A 15,944-nucleotide genomic window follows, 5' to 3' on the forward strand; every position below is an offset into this window, starting at 1 on the left:
ACCATGAGTTTGCTCAATATCGGGATGTCGGGTCTGGCGGCTAGCCAATCCTCCCTGGCTGTCACAGGCAACAACATTGCCAACGTCGACACCGCCGGTTATTCACGTCAGCAAACCGTGCAGGGCACCAAGGCCTCGCAGCAGTACGGGAACGTCTTCATCGGCACCGGTACGACCCTGGCGGATGTGCGCCGGGTGTACAACTCTTACCTCGATTCGCAATTGCGCACGGCCACTTCGCTGAACAGCGAAGCCGCCTCGTACCTGGACCAGGCCACGCCACTCGACGCCTCGCTGTCCGACACCAACACCGGCCTGACCGGCGTGTTGCAGAAATTCTTCACTTCGATGCAGGGCGTCTCGACCTCGGCGACTGACGATACCTCGCGCCAGTCGGTATTGACCGGTGCCCAGGCGTTGAGCGCGCGCTTCAACAGCATCGCCAAACAGTTGAATGACCAGAACACCACTATCAATGGCAGCCTGGCTGACATGGCGGCCCAGGTGAATAAACTGGCGACCTCGATTGCCAACCTGAACCAGAAGATCGGCGAAATCTCCACCAGCGGCGGCCAGCCGAACGACCTGCTCGACACCCGTAACGAAGCCGTGCGCCAACTGTCCGAGATGGTCGGTGCGCAAGTCGTCGAGCGCGGCACCAGCTACGACATCTATGTCGGTAGCGGCCAGCCATTGGTGATGGGCAACACCACCAACACGCTGGAAACCGTACCGAGCAAGGATGATCCGTCGCGCATGGCGCTGCAGATGAACCGTGGCTCCAGCACCATCGACATCACGTCGGTGGTCAGCGGCGGCGAAATCGGTGGTCTGCTCAGTTACCGTAAGGAAGTGCTCGATCCGTCGCTCAATGAGCTGGGGCGTGTGGCCCTGGTCGTGGCTGACCAGATCAACAGTCAGCAAGCGCAAGGCATCGACAAGAACGGCGAGTTCGGCGCGGCGATCTTCAACAACATCAACAGCGCCGCGCTGATCAGTCAGCGCAGCATCGGCAATGCGAGCAACAGCGCAGGTTCCGGTAACCTGGATGTCACTATCAAGGACACCGGCAAGCTGACCACCAGCGATTATCAGGTGACCTTCACCAGCGCCACGGACTACAGCGTCAAGCGTTCCGATGGCACTGACATGGGCACCTTCAGCACCACGACCACGCCGCCACCGGTGATCGACGGTTTCAGCCTGTCGCTGAACGGCGGTGCGCTGAGCGCTGGCGACAGCTTCAAGGTGACCCCGACTCGCGGCGCCGCAGCAAGCATCCAGACCGTCCTGACCGACCCGAAAAAAATCGCAGCGGCCGCTCCGTTGACCGGCTTGGCCAGCTCCAAGGCGACCGGTACCTACACCCAGCCGGCGCTCAGCAGCACCATCGATATCTACAACTCGGCGAACCAGGCCGACATGCAGACCGCGCTCAAGTATTCGACGCCGGTCAAGATCACCTTCGGTGCTCCAAGCGGTGGCAGCCAGACTTACACCATGACCGACGCCAAGGGCACCTCAATAGGCAGCGGCACCATCGTTCCGGGCCAGGACAACACCCTGAACCTGAAAGTACCGATGGTCGATGCCAGCGGCAATCCGATCACCGACGGCGGTACGCCGGCGGTGCAGAAGACTTTCACTGTGCAGACCACCGTGGGTGGTTCGCCAGGCACTGGCGAGAGCTTCTCCATGTCGCTGACCGGCGCGGCGTCCTCGGACAACCGCAACGCCCAGGCCTTGGTCGGCCTGCAAACCAAGCAGACCGTGGACACCGGTTCGGCGAGCAAGGGCATCAGCCTGACCGACGCCTACAACACGCTGGTGACCAACGTCGGCAGCAAGGCCGCACAGGGCAAGTCCGACAGTGCCGCCACCACGGCGATCCTGACCCAGGCCAAGGGCGCCCGTGATTCGCTGTCCGGGGTCGACCTGGATGAAGAAACCGGCAACCTGGTCAAATACCAGCAGTACTACACCGCCTCTTCGCAGATCATCAAGGCTGCGCAGGAAACTTTCAGCACGCTGATCAACAGCCTTTAAGGAGTCGTAATTCATGCGCATTTCCACCGCCCAGTATTACGAGACAACCGCTGCCAACTATCAGCGCAACTTCAACAAGGCGATCGCGACCAGCAACGAAGCCAGCAGCCTGACTCGCGTCAACACGGCTTCCGACGATCCGATCGGTGCCGGTCGTTTGCTGCAACTGGGTCAGCAGAGCGCGATGCTGGATCAGTACAACGCCAACATCAGTTCGACCAAGAGTTCGCTGAGCCTGCAAGAGACCACGCTGGATTCCATCGGCACTGCCTTGCAGCGCGCCAAGGAAATCGGCCTCAGCGCCAACAACGGCATTACCACCGACGATGACCGCAAGGCCTTTGCGGCAGAATTGGGCCAGATCCAGCAACAAGTGCTGGGCCTGATGAACTCCAAGGATTCCTCCGGCAATTATCTGTTCTCCGGTTCGAAAACCGACACCCCGCCGTACACGCAGAATTCCGACGGCACCTACAGCTACAACGGTGACCAGACCCACATCGACCTGGGCATCGGCGACGGCTTGACCGTGGCCAGCAACACCACGGGTTGGGACGCGTTCCAGCAGACCATCAACACCAGTCGTACTCAGGCGGCCATGACCGCTCCGGCGGTGGATGACGGTCGCGTGGTCTTGTCCAACGGCCAGGTGACCAACAGCGCCACCTACGACGCCAAGTTCGCCAGCGGCCAGCCGTACACGGTCACCTTCCTGAGCAGCACCCAGTTGAAGATCACCGACGGGCTGGGCAACGACGTCACGACCGAGGCCAGCCAGAACGGCGCGTTCAGCAACAGCAACGGCGCCAACCAGGTGGTCAACTTCCGTGGTGTCGACCTGAACCTGAACATCAACCTCAAGTCGGGTGATGTGGCGGACACGGTCATTGCCGGTCATACCTTCCAGTTGACGGCCAACCCGGACACCATCGGTGCCGTGCGCAGCGCCGGCAACGCGTCCACTGCGGTCGTCACCGGTTCTTCGGTGACCGACCCGACGGCCTACAACGCGGCGTTCCCGTCGGGCGGGGCGATCCTCAAGTTCACCAGCGCTACCGCGTTCGATTTGTACGCGGCGCCAGTGACGGCCGACAGCCGTCCGGTATCGTCGGGTGCTGTGGTGGCGGGTCCTCCGGCTACGGCCACCGCGGCAGGCGTGACCTTCACGCTGGGCGGCGGTACACCGGGCGCCGGCGATCAGTTCGCCGTGCAGGCCAATGATCACCAGACCCAGAACGTGCTCGATACCCTGGGCAAGATGATCACCGCACTGAACTCGCCAATCGACGGCAACACCGTGGCCAAGCAGCAATTCCAGGCAGCCATGGACTCGGGCCTGGCCAACCTGGACAGCGCCACCGACCAGTTGGGCTCGGCCGTTACTTCGATTGGTGCGCGCGGTCAGTCGCTGGACGATCAGTCCACGACCAACCAGAGCCTGAGCCTGGCGAACACCGCTACCCAAGGCTCGATTCGTGACTCCGATCCTGCTGAAGTGATGACTCGCCTGACCCTGCAACAGACCATGCTGCAAGCCGCGCAACTGGCGTTCAGCAAGATCACGTCGCTGGGCCTGTTCAACAAAATCTGACGGTGGCCGGGCGCTCAGGCGCCCGGTCACTGCTGCCCCTCTGATATCTACTGTCTTTTTCCGCGGTTCAAAGGGCTCGCTTTACTGGGCGAGCTCACGCCGCCTGCGAGTCCGCCGTGAATTCACTCCCGCTTGTCAGCCTCGTCATTCCTGCCTTCAATCCGCGCTTTTTCAGTCGTGCGTTGCACAGTGCCGTGACTCAGGGTTATGGCAATCTCGAGATCATTGTGTGCGACGACAGTCGTGGCAGTGAGATCGAGGAGGCGGCCATCGCGATCTCCGGGCAATCCGGCGTTGCCGTGCGCTATGTGCGCAATCCGCGCACGCTCGGGATGGTGGGCAACTTGCAGGCTTGCCTGGAAGAGGCCCAGGGCGAGTTCATCAAGTTTCTGTGTGATGACGATCACCTGTTCACCGCCTGCATCGAGCAGCAGGCCCATGAGCTGATGACGCGTGATGAAGTGAGCCTGGTGCTGGCCCAGCGTTTGTTCTGGGACGCCGATGACATGCTGCTGCCTTCGCGGCTGGAGAACACGTCGCTGTCCCCGGTGAGCGGCCTGTTCAAGGGTGACGACCTGCTGGCGATTTTCGAGAATTTCCCGGTCAACATCCTTGGTGGTTTCAGCAATGCACTGTTCCGTCGGGCGGACGTGCTGGAGTTGTTGCCAGCGCTGTCCCAGCCGGGCCACTGCTTTGTGGCGACCCTGGATTTTGCCTTGTACGTGTGCCTGTTGCGGCGCGGTAATCTGGTGATGTCCAACAACGTGCTCAGTGTCGAGCGCCTGTACCCGGAGCGCTTGAGCGCCCAGCAGGCGATGAAAGACGCCGTAGAGGTTGAGCGTGAATGGATTTTGCAGATGCTCAAGGCTCGCAGTGGCGAGTCTGCGCCGGCACCGGGTTGGGTTCGTTATCTGCCGCTGACCCGGACCGAAGAATCGCCCCGGGTCTGGGAAGAACTGCCTTTGAGCCGAACCCTGGGCACCAAACAAAGTGCCCAGGAATGGCTTGTCGGCATCGCCAGCAACAGTTTTGCCGAACTCTACGCGCAGTGGCTGGCGTGCCGTGTTCTCAATGACGGTCAACGGTTGCTATTGCCTGACACCATCGCCGGTTGGACCCACACCCCGAAAATCGTCCCGGTCATCATCGATGAACTCGGCAGCCGATCAGCCCTGGACCTGACCCTGCAGTCGCTTGCCGCGCAGGATTACGCGCCCGAGCTGACACTGGTGTTGTCCGCGTCGTGCACCGACGCTGCGCTGGATGAACGGGTTTTCCGTTTGCCATTGCAAGAGGACTGGCTGGCGCAGGTCAATGAACTGTTGCCGCAGTTGCAAGGTGCCGACTGGTTTTACCTGTTGCGTGCCGGTGATCGCCTGGTAGCGCCGGCCTTGTTGGCCATGGCGGAGCGGATTGTCCTGTCGCCGGCCCTGGCGTGCCTTTACAGCGACGAAGGCAGTTTGCGTCAGGGGGAGTCGGCCGAGCCGGCCTTCAAACCCGACTTCAACCTCGACCTGATGCGCAGCTACCCTTACGTCGGGCGAGCCTTGGCATTCAAGCGCGAACGTTTCCTGGCCCTGGGCGGTTTCGACTCGGTGCACGGGGAACTGGCGCCACACGATGTGCTCTGGCGCATGGTCGAGGATGAAGGCACCCAGGTGATCGGACATATCGCCGAGGTGTTGCTGGAGTCGACGTTCGATCTGGGCAAGTGGCTGGCTCATGCTGACGTGGTGGATAACAGCCCGTTGTTGCTGGACGCGCATTTGCAACGCCTGGGCGTGGACTATGAGAACCGCAGCGCCAGCGGCGAATTGATCAACCGTGTCGACTATCAGCACACGGCGCGGCCGCTGGTGTCGATCATCATCGTCAGCAAGGACCAGACCGTCGCTTTGCAGCGTTGCGTTGAAAGCCTGCTGGAGAAAACCGCCTACGCCGATTACGAATTGCTGTTGGTCGATAATGGCAGCCAAAGTGCCGAGGCGCGGGCCTGGCTGGCCGGCATGGCAGGGCTGGGCAGCGAGCGGATTCGCGTGCTGGCGTACCCACAGCAAGGCAATGCCGCGGCCGTGTGCAACTTTGCGGTGAAGCAGGCCGCCGGCGATTACATCCTGATGCTCAACCCTTACACGGTGATCACTCAGGGCGACTGGCTGGATGAACTGCTCAATCACGCCCAGCGTCCGGAAGTCGGCGTGGTCGGTGCCAAGCTGTTCAACCCGGACGGGCGGGTGCTGCACGCGGGTTTGATTCTCGGTTTGCAAGGGCCGGCCGGCGTGCCGTTTTACGGCGAGTCCCTTCAAGCGGCAGGCTACATGTTCCGGTTGCAGGTCGCGCACAACCTGAGTGCCGTCGGCGGTGATTGCCTGATGGTGCGCAAGGCCGTGTTCGACGCAGTCGGTGGCCTGGATGAAACGCACCTGGCCCAGTCCCTCAATGAAGCCGACCTGTGTTTGCGGATCGGCCAGGACGGTTATCTGGTGGTGTGGACGCCGTATGCCCGGTTGGCGCTGGGTGCGCGCCCGGTCGTGCTGCCGCAGGAAGGCGAACCGGCGTTGCGCAGCCAGGAACAGGAAGTGTTTTACAAACGCTGGCTGCCGATTATCGCCCGTGACCCGGCCTACAACATCAACCTGTCATTGCAGGGGCTGGGCGGGTCGAGCTTCAGCCTTGAGCCAGGTTTGCGTACCGGTTGGAGTCCGTTCTCCAAAGCACAGCTGCCGAAGATCCTCGCCGTTCCGATCAATGCCTCCGCGATTGGCCATTATCGCGTAACGCAGCCGATGATCGAGTTGGAAGCTGCGGGCCGGGCTGAGGGGCGCATTCACTACAACATGCCCTCGATGATTGAAATCGAGCGCCAGACACCTGACGTGATCATCCTGCAGGGGCGCTATTCCGAAGGCACGATCAACGAAATCGTACCGCTGCAAACCTACTCCAATGCCCGGCGGATCTACGAGCTGGATGACTATGTCATCAACGTTCCGCATCGCAACGCGCATATCCGCAATATGCCGAACAAGGAGGAGATGGAGCGCCTGGTGCGGCGTGCCATCGGCATGTGTGACCGTGTAGTGGTCTCCACCGAAGCGCTGGGTAATGCGCTGTCGGATATGCACCAGGACATTCGCGTGGTGCCGAACATGTTGTCCAGGCACCTGTGGAACGACATGCGCAGCCAGCGCCGCACCTCGAAAAAACCTCGGGTCGGCTGGGGCGGCGGTACCAGTCACCACGGTGACCTGGCGGTGATTGCCGATGTGGTCCGCGAACTGGCGAATGAAGTCGACTGGGTATTCTTCGGCATGTGCCCGGATGATTTGCGTCCCTACATGCACGAGTTCCACGGGGTGATCGGGCTGGATGTCTACCCGGCCAAACTCGCCAGCCTGAACCTCGACCTGGCGTTGGCACCGCTCGAGTTCCACATCTTCAACGACTGCAAGAGCAACCTGCGCCTGCTGGAATACGGGGCTTGCGGCTACCCGGTGATCTGCACCGACACCGAGGCCTATCGCGGGTATTTGCCGTGTACCCGGATCAAGACCAACAGCACCGATGAATGGCTGCAAGCCATCCGCATGCACCTGGCGGACCCGGACGCGAGCTACCGCTTGGGCGATCAATTGCGCGAAGTGGTGCTGCGCGACTACGTGCTGCGCGGCGACAACCTGCGCTACTGGGAAAATGGCTGGTTGGCGGACTGACCGTTTCACCTGGCTCTCGAAAAGAAGGCGACTTTGGGTCGCCTTTTTTTTCGTCCGCAGGTTCAAGCTTGAAGCGTCAGTGGTCGATAGTTGCCCAAGGATTTCGTTTTTTCTCACCAAGGCAAGGAAGAAGACATGGCAGTTATGAATGGAACAAACGGCACGGATACGCTGATCGGTACGAATGAGGATGACGTGATCAAAGGACTGCGCGGCGATGACGTTCTGATCGGCGGCGCCGGCGCGGACCAGCTCGACGGTGGTGCCGGGTTCGATACGGCGGATTACTCCTGGTCCTCGGCCGGGATCAGCATCGACCTGCGCAGCGGCGTCAGCCAGCCCGGAACCGGCGGCGATGCCGAAGGCGACACGCTGAAGAATATCGAGAAGGTCATTGGCAGTGATTACGATGACACCTTCACCACCACGTTGGGCAGCCGGACCCTTGAAGGCGGGCGCGGCAACGACACCTACATCGTCAATGCCGACGGCGGCAAAATCATTGAAGAGAGTGGTTGGGCTGGCGGTTATGACGATCAGGTGCTGACCAATCAGGCCCACTACCGGTTGGACGAGAACATCGAACGCCTGACCTATACCGGCACCGGTAAATTCACCGGTTACGGCAACGCCAGCGATAACGTGATCACCGGCGGGGCGGGCAATGATGTGCTGCTGGGCGGCGGCGGTGCCGACCACTTGATCGGCGGCGCAGGGTGGGACACCGCGAGCTACACCGACAGCGCCGAGGGTCTGACCCTGGACATTAATCTGAAGTACGGTAACAACAGCTCCGGAATCGCCGCCGGCGATACCTTCACCGATATCGAAGCCATTCGCGGCTCCAACCACGATGACGTGTTTTTGGGCGGTACAGCGTTCAAGTCCGTGGACGGTGCCGACGGTTTTGACACAGTGGATTACTCGATGTCGGAAGCGGGGGTCACCCTCGATATCCGTAACGGCACGGGCAAGCCCGGGATTGGCGGCGACGCCGAAGGCGTTACGCTGAAAAATATCGAACACGTCATTGGCACCATCTGGGATGACACTTACGTGATCAATTCCACGGGTGTCACGATTTCCGAGCGCGACTTCGCGATGGGCATCGACGAAATTCGTACTGGCCTGTCTTCCTACACCATGGACGCCAACATTGAGTCGCTGACCTATACCGGGAAGAGTTCATTCACCGGTTACGGCAATGCTGGCGGCAACACCATTACCGGCGGCGTCGGTAACGATGTGCTGGTGGGCGGGGAGGGCGCGGACCACTTGATCGGCGGCGCGGGCCTGGATACCGCGAGTTATGCCGACAGCACCGAGGGGGTGACGGTTGACCTGATATCCGGGCAACTGAACACCGGCGTAGCAGTGGGTGATACCTACACCGGTATCGAGCTGATCCTGGGGTCGAACTTCGATGACTTTTTCAGGGCCAATGACTTGCCGATCGGCTTCGATGGCGGGGCCGGTTTCGATACCGTGGATTATTCCTGGTCCAATGGTGCGGTGAGCGTCGATATCCGCGAAGGTATCGGCATGCCCGGCGTTGGCAACGGAGCTGAAGGCGACACGCTGGCCAATGTGGAAAAGGTCATCGGTTCGTTCGGTGCCGACACCTTCACCAGCTCCGTCGGTGGCGTGACGTTCGAAGGTGGTCGGGGCGACGATATCTACAACATCAATGCCGAGGGCGTGACAGTCATCGAACAGGATTTCCTCGGCGGCTATGATGAGGTGCGCACCAGCCTGGCGGTGAAGTCCCTGGAGTCATTCATTGAAAAAATGACGTATACCGGCACCGGCGACTTCACCGGTTTTGGCAATGACTTGGAGAACACCCTTGTGGGCGGCCAGGGTAACGACCTGCTGTTTGGCGGCGCTGGGCCGGACCTTTTCATCGGTGGCGAAGGCCTGGATACCGTCAGCTATGGCGACAGCGATGTGGGGGTCAGCATCGATCTGCAGGCTAGGCAGAATTCCGGTATCGCTGAAGGCGACCAGTATTGGGATATTGAAATCCTGCGCGGCAGTCACTTCAACGACACGCTGACAGGTAAAGGCCTGGAAAGTAACTACTTTGAAGGCGGCCTGGGCGATGACGTCATCCACGGTGGTTGGGTCGCCGATCACCTCTATGGCGGTTTTGGACCCGCGAGCGGTCCTTCCACCGAAGTCGATACCGGCAGCGTTCCCCAGGCCGACATGTTGTACGGCGGCGACGGCGACGACGTGATTGTCACCGCGGTCAATGATCGGGGCAGCTTCGCCTATGGCGAATATGGCAATGACACCATCACAGTCACCAGCGGCACGGCCGATGGTGGGGAAAGCGAAGATGTGTTGACGGGCATCGGCCACGATTACGTTTTGTTGGGCGGCAATGGCTTCGACCAATTGATCATGAACGCCAGCGGCTTTGCCAATGGCGGGGAGAATGACGACACCTACACCGTCAACACCAGCAACCTGGTGACGATCAGGGATGACGGCCAGGGCTATTTCACCAATGACACCTTGATCCTGAACAACGTCGCCACCGCCGCCGACCTGAATGTCACGCGGGTGGGCGATGACCTTTACCTCAGCAACACCAGCCCTGCGTCGGGAGCGGTTCTGGATAACGGCGTGAAGCTCCAGGATTGGTTCGCCGGTTTCGCCACCATCGAGCACATCCAGACCGCCGACGGCCAGGCCTTCAATTTGCCAACCAGCGCTGATGGCTTTGCCATGTTTGGCTGAATGATTTTCGGCTAACAAGCACCTCCCCTGTGGGAGCGAGCCTGCTCGCGAAAGCGCTAGGTCAGTCGGCATCAATGTCGGATGACCGATTGCCTTCGCGAGCAAGCCCGCTCCCACAGCTTCTCTTCCCTCTGGGCGCCTTCCAGGCCCACAGAGCTGGCGCGTTTCCTGCAAGTCCCCCTTCATATCGCCATAAAACGAGCACTCGCGCCTCGGCGGGCAGTGCACACAGCGGCGTTGAGCGTTTTATCCAGAAGGCCGGCAAAAGCTTGATACAGCTTGGCCGGGCCCTGTGACGAACAAGAGGGGAAGAGGATGAAGGCAGTTATTTTGGCGGGTGGCCTGGGCACGCGAATCAGCGAAGAGTCGCACCTCAAGCCCAAGCCGATGATCGAGATCGGCGGCAAGCCAATTCTCTGGCACATCATGAAGCAGTACTCCGCGCACGGAATCCACGATTTCGTGATTTGCCTTGGCTACAAGGGCTACGCGATCAAGGACTTCTTCGCCAACTACTTCCTGCACACCTCCGACGTCACCTTCGACATGTGCAACAACCGCATGGACGTTCACCAGAATTACAGCGAACCGTGGCGCGTGACCCTGATCGACACCGGCGAAGACACCATGACCGGTGGCCGTCTGCGTCGCGCCGCGCGCTATCTGGAAGGCGAACAAGCCTTCTGCTTTACCTACGGCGATGGCGTCTCGGACTTGAACATCGGCGCGTTGGTCGACTTTCACCTGGCCCACGGCAAGCTCGCCACCGTGACCGCCGTGCAACCGCCAGGCCGTTACGGCGCCCTGGAGCGCGACGGTGACAGCGTCAAAGGCTTCATCGAGAAGCCGCGCGGTGATGGCGGCTGGATCAATGGCGGCTTCTTTGTCCTGTCGCCGAAGGTCTTGCCGTACATCGCCGACGACCAGACGTCCTGGGAAGCCGAGCCCCTCGCGGCACTGGCCAGCGAAGAACAATTGCAGGCCTTCCAGCACGACGGCTTCTGGCATCCGATGGACACCCTGCGCGACAAGAATCACCTCGAAGCGTTGTGGCTGAGCGGGGAGGCCCCATGGAAACAATGGGACTGAGCCCGGAATTCTGGCGCGGCAAGCGGGTTCTGGTCACCGGGCATACCGGTTTCAAGGGCAGTTGGCTGACGCTGTGGCTGCAAAGTCTCGGCGCCAAGGTCAGCGGTTTTGCCCTGGACCCGTCCACCGAGCCGAGCCTGTTCGAACTGGCGCGGGTGCACGAAGGCATCAACGATCAGCGTGGCGACTTGCGTGACCTCGGTGCCTTGCTTGAGATCATCGCCGACACCGAGCCGGAGATCGTCCTGCACCTGGCGGCGCAACCGTTGGTGCGTGAAGGTTATCGCGATCCGTTGGGCACCTATTCCAGCAACGTCATGGGCACGCTCAACTTGCTGGAAGCGATCCGTCAGGTCGGTTGCGTGCGCGCCTGCGTGCTGGTGACCACCGACAAGGTCTACGCCAACAAGGAATGGCTGTGGCCATACCGCGAAGACGAAGCCCTCGGCGGCCACGATCCTTACAGCAGCAGCAAGGCCTGCTGCGAATTGTTGGCGCAGTCTTATGCGGCGTCGTTCTTCCCGGCCGACAAGCATGACGAACACGGTCTGGCCCTGGCCACGGCCCGCGCTGGCAACGTTTTAGGCGGTGGCGATTTTGCCCCGGAGCGTCTGATCCCGGACGTGCTGAAAGCCTGGTCCGCCGACGAACCGGTGACCCTGCGTTACCCGCAAGCCGTGCGCCCCTGGCAGCACGCACTAGAGCCGTTGGCCGGTTATCTGCAATTGGCCGCTGGCCTCTACCAACAAGGTCCGGAATACGCCGGTGCGTGGAACTTCGGCCCGAGCGAAGCGGACATGTGCAGCGTCGGCGAAGTGGTCGAGCTGCTCGCCAGTCGCTGGCCGCAAGCCCGAGGCTTGCGCATCGAGCCGAGTGATTTGCACGAGGCTGGCCTGCTGCGCCTGGACAGCAGCCGCGCCCGTCAATTGCTCGGTTGGCAGCCGCGCTGGTCGTTGCAACAGTGCCTGACGCAAACCCTCGACTGGCACCTGGCGTGGCAAAACGGCGACGACATGCGCGCCATCACCCTGGGCCAGTTGAACGTTTACCGAGGCGCGCTGTGAGCGAATTTCTATTGAACGCGTTGCCGCTGGACGGCTTGTTCAGCGTGCAGCACAAGCGCTTTGAAGACGATCGCGGGCACTTCGCGCGGTTGTTCTGCGAAGGCAGCCTGAGCGCGTTCGGCCAGGCGTTTCATATTCGTCAGATCAACCATTCCTGCACCCGCGCGCGGGGCAGTGTGCGTGGTTTGCATTATCAGAACGCCGATGCACCAGAAGCCAAATTGATCACCTGCCTGCGCGGTGAAGTCTGGGACGTGGCGGTGGATCTGCGCCCTGACTCCGAGACTTTCCTGCACTGGCACGCCGAGCACCTGCGGGCCGGCGACGGGCGTAGTTTGCTGATCCCGGCCGGGTTCGCCCACGGTTTCCAGACCCTCACCGATGACGCCGAATTGCTCTATCTGCACAGCGCCGATTACGCACCGGCCCACGAGGGCGGTTTGTCGGTGAACGATCCACGGCTGGCGATTACCTGGCCGTTGCCTGTCAATAATCTGTCAGCCCGGGACGCCAGCCATCCCGTGCTCGATGAACACTTCGCCGGAGTGCGTGTATGAATTGCCGTGGTTGCGCTACGCCGCTGGCCTTGCCGCTGATCGACCTCGGCACGTCGCCGCCGTCCAACGCCTACGTGCGTGCCGATCAACTCGAGCAGGCCGAGCAGTGGGTGCCGTTGAAAGTCGCGGTGTGCCAGCACTGCTGGCTGGTGCAGACCGAGGATTACACCAGCGCCGACAGCCTGTTCGACGCCGAGTATGCGTATTTCAGTTCGTTCTCCAGCACCTGGCTGGCCCATGCCGAGCGCTATGTGGCCGAAATGGTTGAACGCTTTGGCCTGACTGCCGACAGCCGCGTGGTGGAAATCGCCGCGAATGACGGTTACCTGTTGCAGTACGTCGCCAAGCGCGGCATTCCGTGCCTGGGCGTCGAGCCGACTCGCAGCACTGCGCAAGCGGCGCGGGAAAAAGGCCTGGAGATTCGCGAACTGTTTTTCGGTCGCGACACCGCCGCGCAACTGGTCAATGAAGGCTGGTCCGCCGACCTGATGGCCGCCAACAACGTGCTGGCCCACGTCCCGGACATCAATGATTTCCTCGGCGGTTTTGCGACCTTGCTCAAACCGACCGGCGTGGCGACCTTCGAGTTTCCGCAACTGCTGACGCTGATGGCTGGCCAGCAGTTCGACACGCTGTATCACGAGCACTATTCCTACCTGTCCCTGACCGCCGTGCAAACCTTGTGCGCGCGCAATGGCCTGGAAGTATTCGACGTCAGTCAGTTGTCGACCCATGGCGGTTCGCTGCGGGTATTTGTGCAGCGCCTCGATGGCCAGCGTCGTGACGTGCAACCGGCGGTGCAGCAACAGTTGCAAGCCGAACTCGCGGCAGGCGTGAAAACCCCCGAGTACTACGCGACCCTGGCGCCGGCTGCCGAACGCATCAAGCACGAACTGCTGCGCTTCCTGTTGCAGGCCAAGGCCGAGGGCAAGCGCGTGGTCGGTTATGGCGCCGCAGCCAAGGGCAACACATTGCTCAACTACGCCGGGGTCAAGCCAGACCTGCTCGCGTGGGTCGCCGATGCCAACCCGCACAAGCAGGGCAAGTACCTGCCGGGGAGCCGCATCCCGATTGTGTCGCCGGCGCAGATCGACCTCGAAAAACCGGATTACGTGCTGGTACTGCCGTGGAACCTGTTGCACGAAGTCAGCCAGCAACTGGCCCAGGTCCGTGAGTGGGACGGCCGCTTTGTGATCGCCGTGCCCGAGTTGACCGTCCTGTGAAGGTGCTGGTCACCGGCGCTACCGGGTTCGTCGGCCGGCATCTGGTCGCAGCGTTGCTCGCCCGGGGTTGTGAGGTGCGCGCCGTGGCGCGCAATGCCGAGACTGCTGCGGGTTTGCCGTGGATCAATGACGTGGAATTCATCGCAGCGGATATTCACGCCGCCGACCTGGATATCCCAGCGTTGACCGAGGGCGTCGATGCCTTGGCGCATCTGGCCTGGCCCGGTTTGCCGAACTATCAGGCGCTGTTCCATTTCGAACACAACCTGATGGCCGACTACCGGTTTATCAAGGGCGCGGTCGAGGCGGGCGTGTCGCAGGTTTTGGTCACCGGCACCTGTTTCGAATACGGCATGCAGAGCGGGCCGCTCACCGAGCAATCCGCGCCGCAGCCGGGCAATCCCTACGGGTTGGCGAAAAACACCTTGCGGTTGTTTCTGGAAAGTTTGCAGCGGGTCCAGCCGTTCACCCTGCAATGGGCGCGATTGTTTTACCTGCATGGCGAAGGACAGAACCCCAACAGTTTGCTGGCGGCGCTGGACCGGGCAATCGATGCCGGTGATGCCACTTTCAATATGTCGGCCGGCGAACAGCTGCGCGATTACCTGCCCATCGACACCGCCGCCGGTTACCTGGCGGCGATCCTGCAACAGCGGGATTTCAATGGGCTGGTCAATTGTTCTAGCGGCCAGCCGATATCGGTCAGGACACTGGTGGAACAGCGGCTGCGTGAACGCGGCGCCTCCATCGGTTTGAACCTCGGCCACTACCCATACCCGACGCATGAGCCGATGGCGTTCTGGGGCGTGGCTGAGCGTCTGCAACAACTGTTGGGAGGCAATCATGAAGCATGAGTTGTATCGGGTCGCTGACCTGCCGGTGTTGCAGAATCGCACCTTCGCCGACCCGCAATCGGCCCGGGCCTCGGCCTGCGCCGACATGGTGCTGGTGCAGGATGAACAGAGCGGGTTGATCTTCAACGACGCCTTCGACGCCGACAAACTCAGCTACGACGCCGACTACCAGAACGAACAGGCGCATTCCGGCCAGTTCCAGCAGCACCTGAGCGATGTGGAAGGGATTATTGCCCGCCACTTCAAAGGCCAGGAGTTGATCGAAGTTGGCTGCGGCAAAGGTTATTTTCTCGAACTCCTCAAGGGCCTGGGCTACGCCATCACCGGCATCGACCCGGCCTATGAAGGCAACAATGCCGACGTGATCAAGGCCCCGTTTACCCGTGGTTTGGGCCTGGCGGCGGATGCCATCGTGTTGCGCCATGTGCTGGAACATATCCAGGATCCGGTGAGTTTCCTCGCGCAAATGGCCGAGGCCAATCAGGGCGGGCAGATCTACATCGAAGTGCCGTGCTTCGACTGGATTCTGGAGCACCGCGCCTGGTTCGATCTGTTCTACGAGCACGTCAATTATTTCCGCCTCGATGACCTGCGCCGGATGTTCGGCACTGTGCACGAGGCCGGTCACCTGTTCGGTGGCCAATACCTGTACATCGTCGCCGACCTGTCGACCTTGCGCCTGACCCCGGAACAACCGGTCCCGCGACTGGACCTGCCTGAGAACTTCACCAGCAGCCTCGAGCGTGCGGTGCAGATCATCCAGGCCAATCCGCAGCAGGGTTCGGCTATCTGGGGTGCGTCGTCCAAAGGCGTGATCTATTCGCTGTTCCTGCAACGCGCCGGGGTAGCAGTGGATCGCGTGGTGGACATCAACCCGGCCAAGCAGGGACGTTATCTGCCCCTGAGTGGTGTACGGGTGTCCTCGCCCCAAGAGGCCATGGATGCGTTGCCCGAAGGCGCCAACCTGTTTGTGATGAACTCTAACTACCTCGAAGAAATCAAGCGGATGACCGGTGGACGCTACGTCTATCACGCCGTAGACAGCGCTTCGTTCCAGTGACT

10 protein-coding genes are annotated in these 15,944 nt (G+C 61.3%); all 10 read left to right on the forward strand.

Annotated elements, in window-relative coordinates:
* Positions 1-3 precede the first annotated feature (3 nt).
* The 10 genes from flgK (at position 4) to LOY68_RS08275 (ending at position 15,942) form a co-directional block, all read left to right on the forward strand.
* Positions 4-2,046, forward strand: a complete 2,043-nt coding sequence (gene flgK, locus LOY68_RS08230; RefSeq protein ID WP_265044094.1) for a flagellar hook-associated protein FlgK — start codon at positions 4-6, stop codon at positions 2,044-2,046.
* Positions 2,047-2,059: 13 nt separating this feature from the next.
* Positions 2,060-3,637, forward strand: a complete 1,578-nt coding sequence (locus tag LOY68_RS08235; protein ID WP_163909047.1) for a flagellar hook-associated protein 3 — start codon at positions 2,060-2,062, stop codon at positions 3,635-3,637.
* A gap of 116 nt (positions 3,638-3,753) precedes the next feature.
* Positions 3,754-7,350 carry a glycosyltransferase gene (locus tag LOY68_RS08240; protein WP_265044096.1) on the forward strand — a complete coding sequence of 1,199 codons (3,597 nt, stop codon included), beginning with the start codon at positions 3,754-3,756 and terminating at the stop codon, positions 7,348-7,350.
* Between the two features lie 135 nt (positions 7,351-7,485).
* Positions 7,486-10,095 carry a beta strand repeat-containing protein gene (locus tag LOY68_RS08245; RefSeq protein WP_265044098.1) on the forward strand — a complete coding sequence of 870 codons (2,610 nt, stop codon included), beginning with the start codon at positions 7,486-7,488 and terminating at the stop codon, positions 10,093-10,095.
* Positions 10,096-10,410: 315 nt separating this feature from the next.
* Positions 10,411-11,184, forward strand: a complete 774-nt coding sequence (gene rfbF / locus LOY68_RS08250; RefSeq protein WP_054049272.1) for a glucose-1-phosphate cytidylyltransferase — start codon at positions 10,411-10,413, stop codon at positions 11,182-11,184.
* Complete coding sequence (gene rfbG / locus LOY68_RS08255; RefSeq protein WP_265044102.1) at positions 11,166-12,248, forward strand: CDP-glucose 4,6-dehydratase; 1,083 nt, start codon at positions 11,166-11,168, stop codon at positions 12,246-12,248. The genes rfbF and rfbG overlap by 19 nt, the downstream gene beginning before the upstream one ends.
* Positions 12,245-12,805, forward strand: a complete 561-nt coding sequence (locus LOY68_RS08260; protein ID WP_265044103.1) for a dTDP-4-dehydrorhamnose 3,5-epimerase family protein — start codon at positions 12,245-12,247, stop codon at positions 12,803-12,805. Before rfbG ends, LOY68_RS08260 begins: the two co-directional genes overlap by 4 nt.
* Positions 12,802-14,028 carry a class I SAM-dependent methyltransferase gene (locus LOY68_RS08265; RefSeq protein WP_265044105.1) on the forward strand — a complete coding sequence of 409 codons (1,227 nt, stop codon included), beginning with the start codon at positions 12,802-12,804 and terminating at the stop codon, positions 14,026-14,028. Before LOY68_RS08260 ends, LOY68_RS08265 begins: the two co-directional genes overlap by 4 nt.
* Positions 14,025-14,882 (forward strand): NAD-dependent epimerase/dehydratase family protein, encoded by an 858-nt coding sequence (locus tag LOY68_RS08270; RefSeq protein WP_265044107.1) that lies wholly within the window; start codon positions 14,025-14,027, stop codon positions 14,880-14,882. The genes LOY68_RS08265 and LOY68_RS08270 overlap by 4 nt, the downstream gene beginning before the upstream one ends.
* Positions 14,872-15,942, forward strand: a complete 1,071-nt coding sequence (locus tag LOY68_RS08275) for a class I SAM-dependent methyltransferase (protein WP_163909054.1) — start codon at positions 14,872-14,874, stop codon at positions 15,940-15,942. The genes LOY68_RS08270 and LOY68_RS08275 overlap by 11 nt, the downstream gene beginning before the upstream one ends.
* Positions 15,943-15,944: the final 2 nt, after the last annotated feature.

The sequence above is a fragment of the Pseudomonas sp. B21-053 genome, from assembly GCF_026016365.1.
GTDB classification, from domain to species: domain Bacteria; phylum Pseudomonadota; class Gammaproteobacteria; order Pseudomonadales; family Pseudomonadaceae; genus Aquipseudomonas; species Aquipseudomonas nunensis.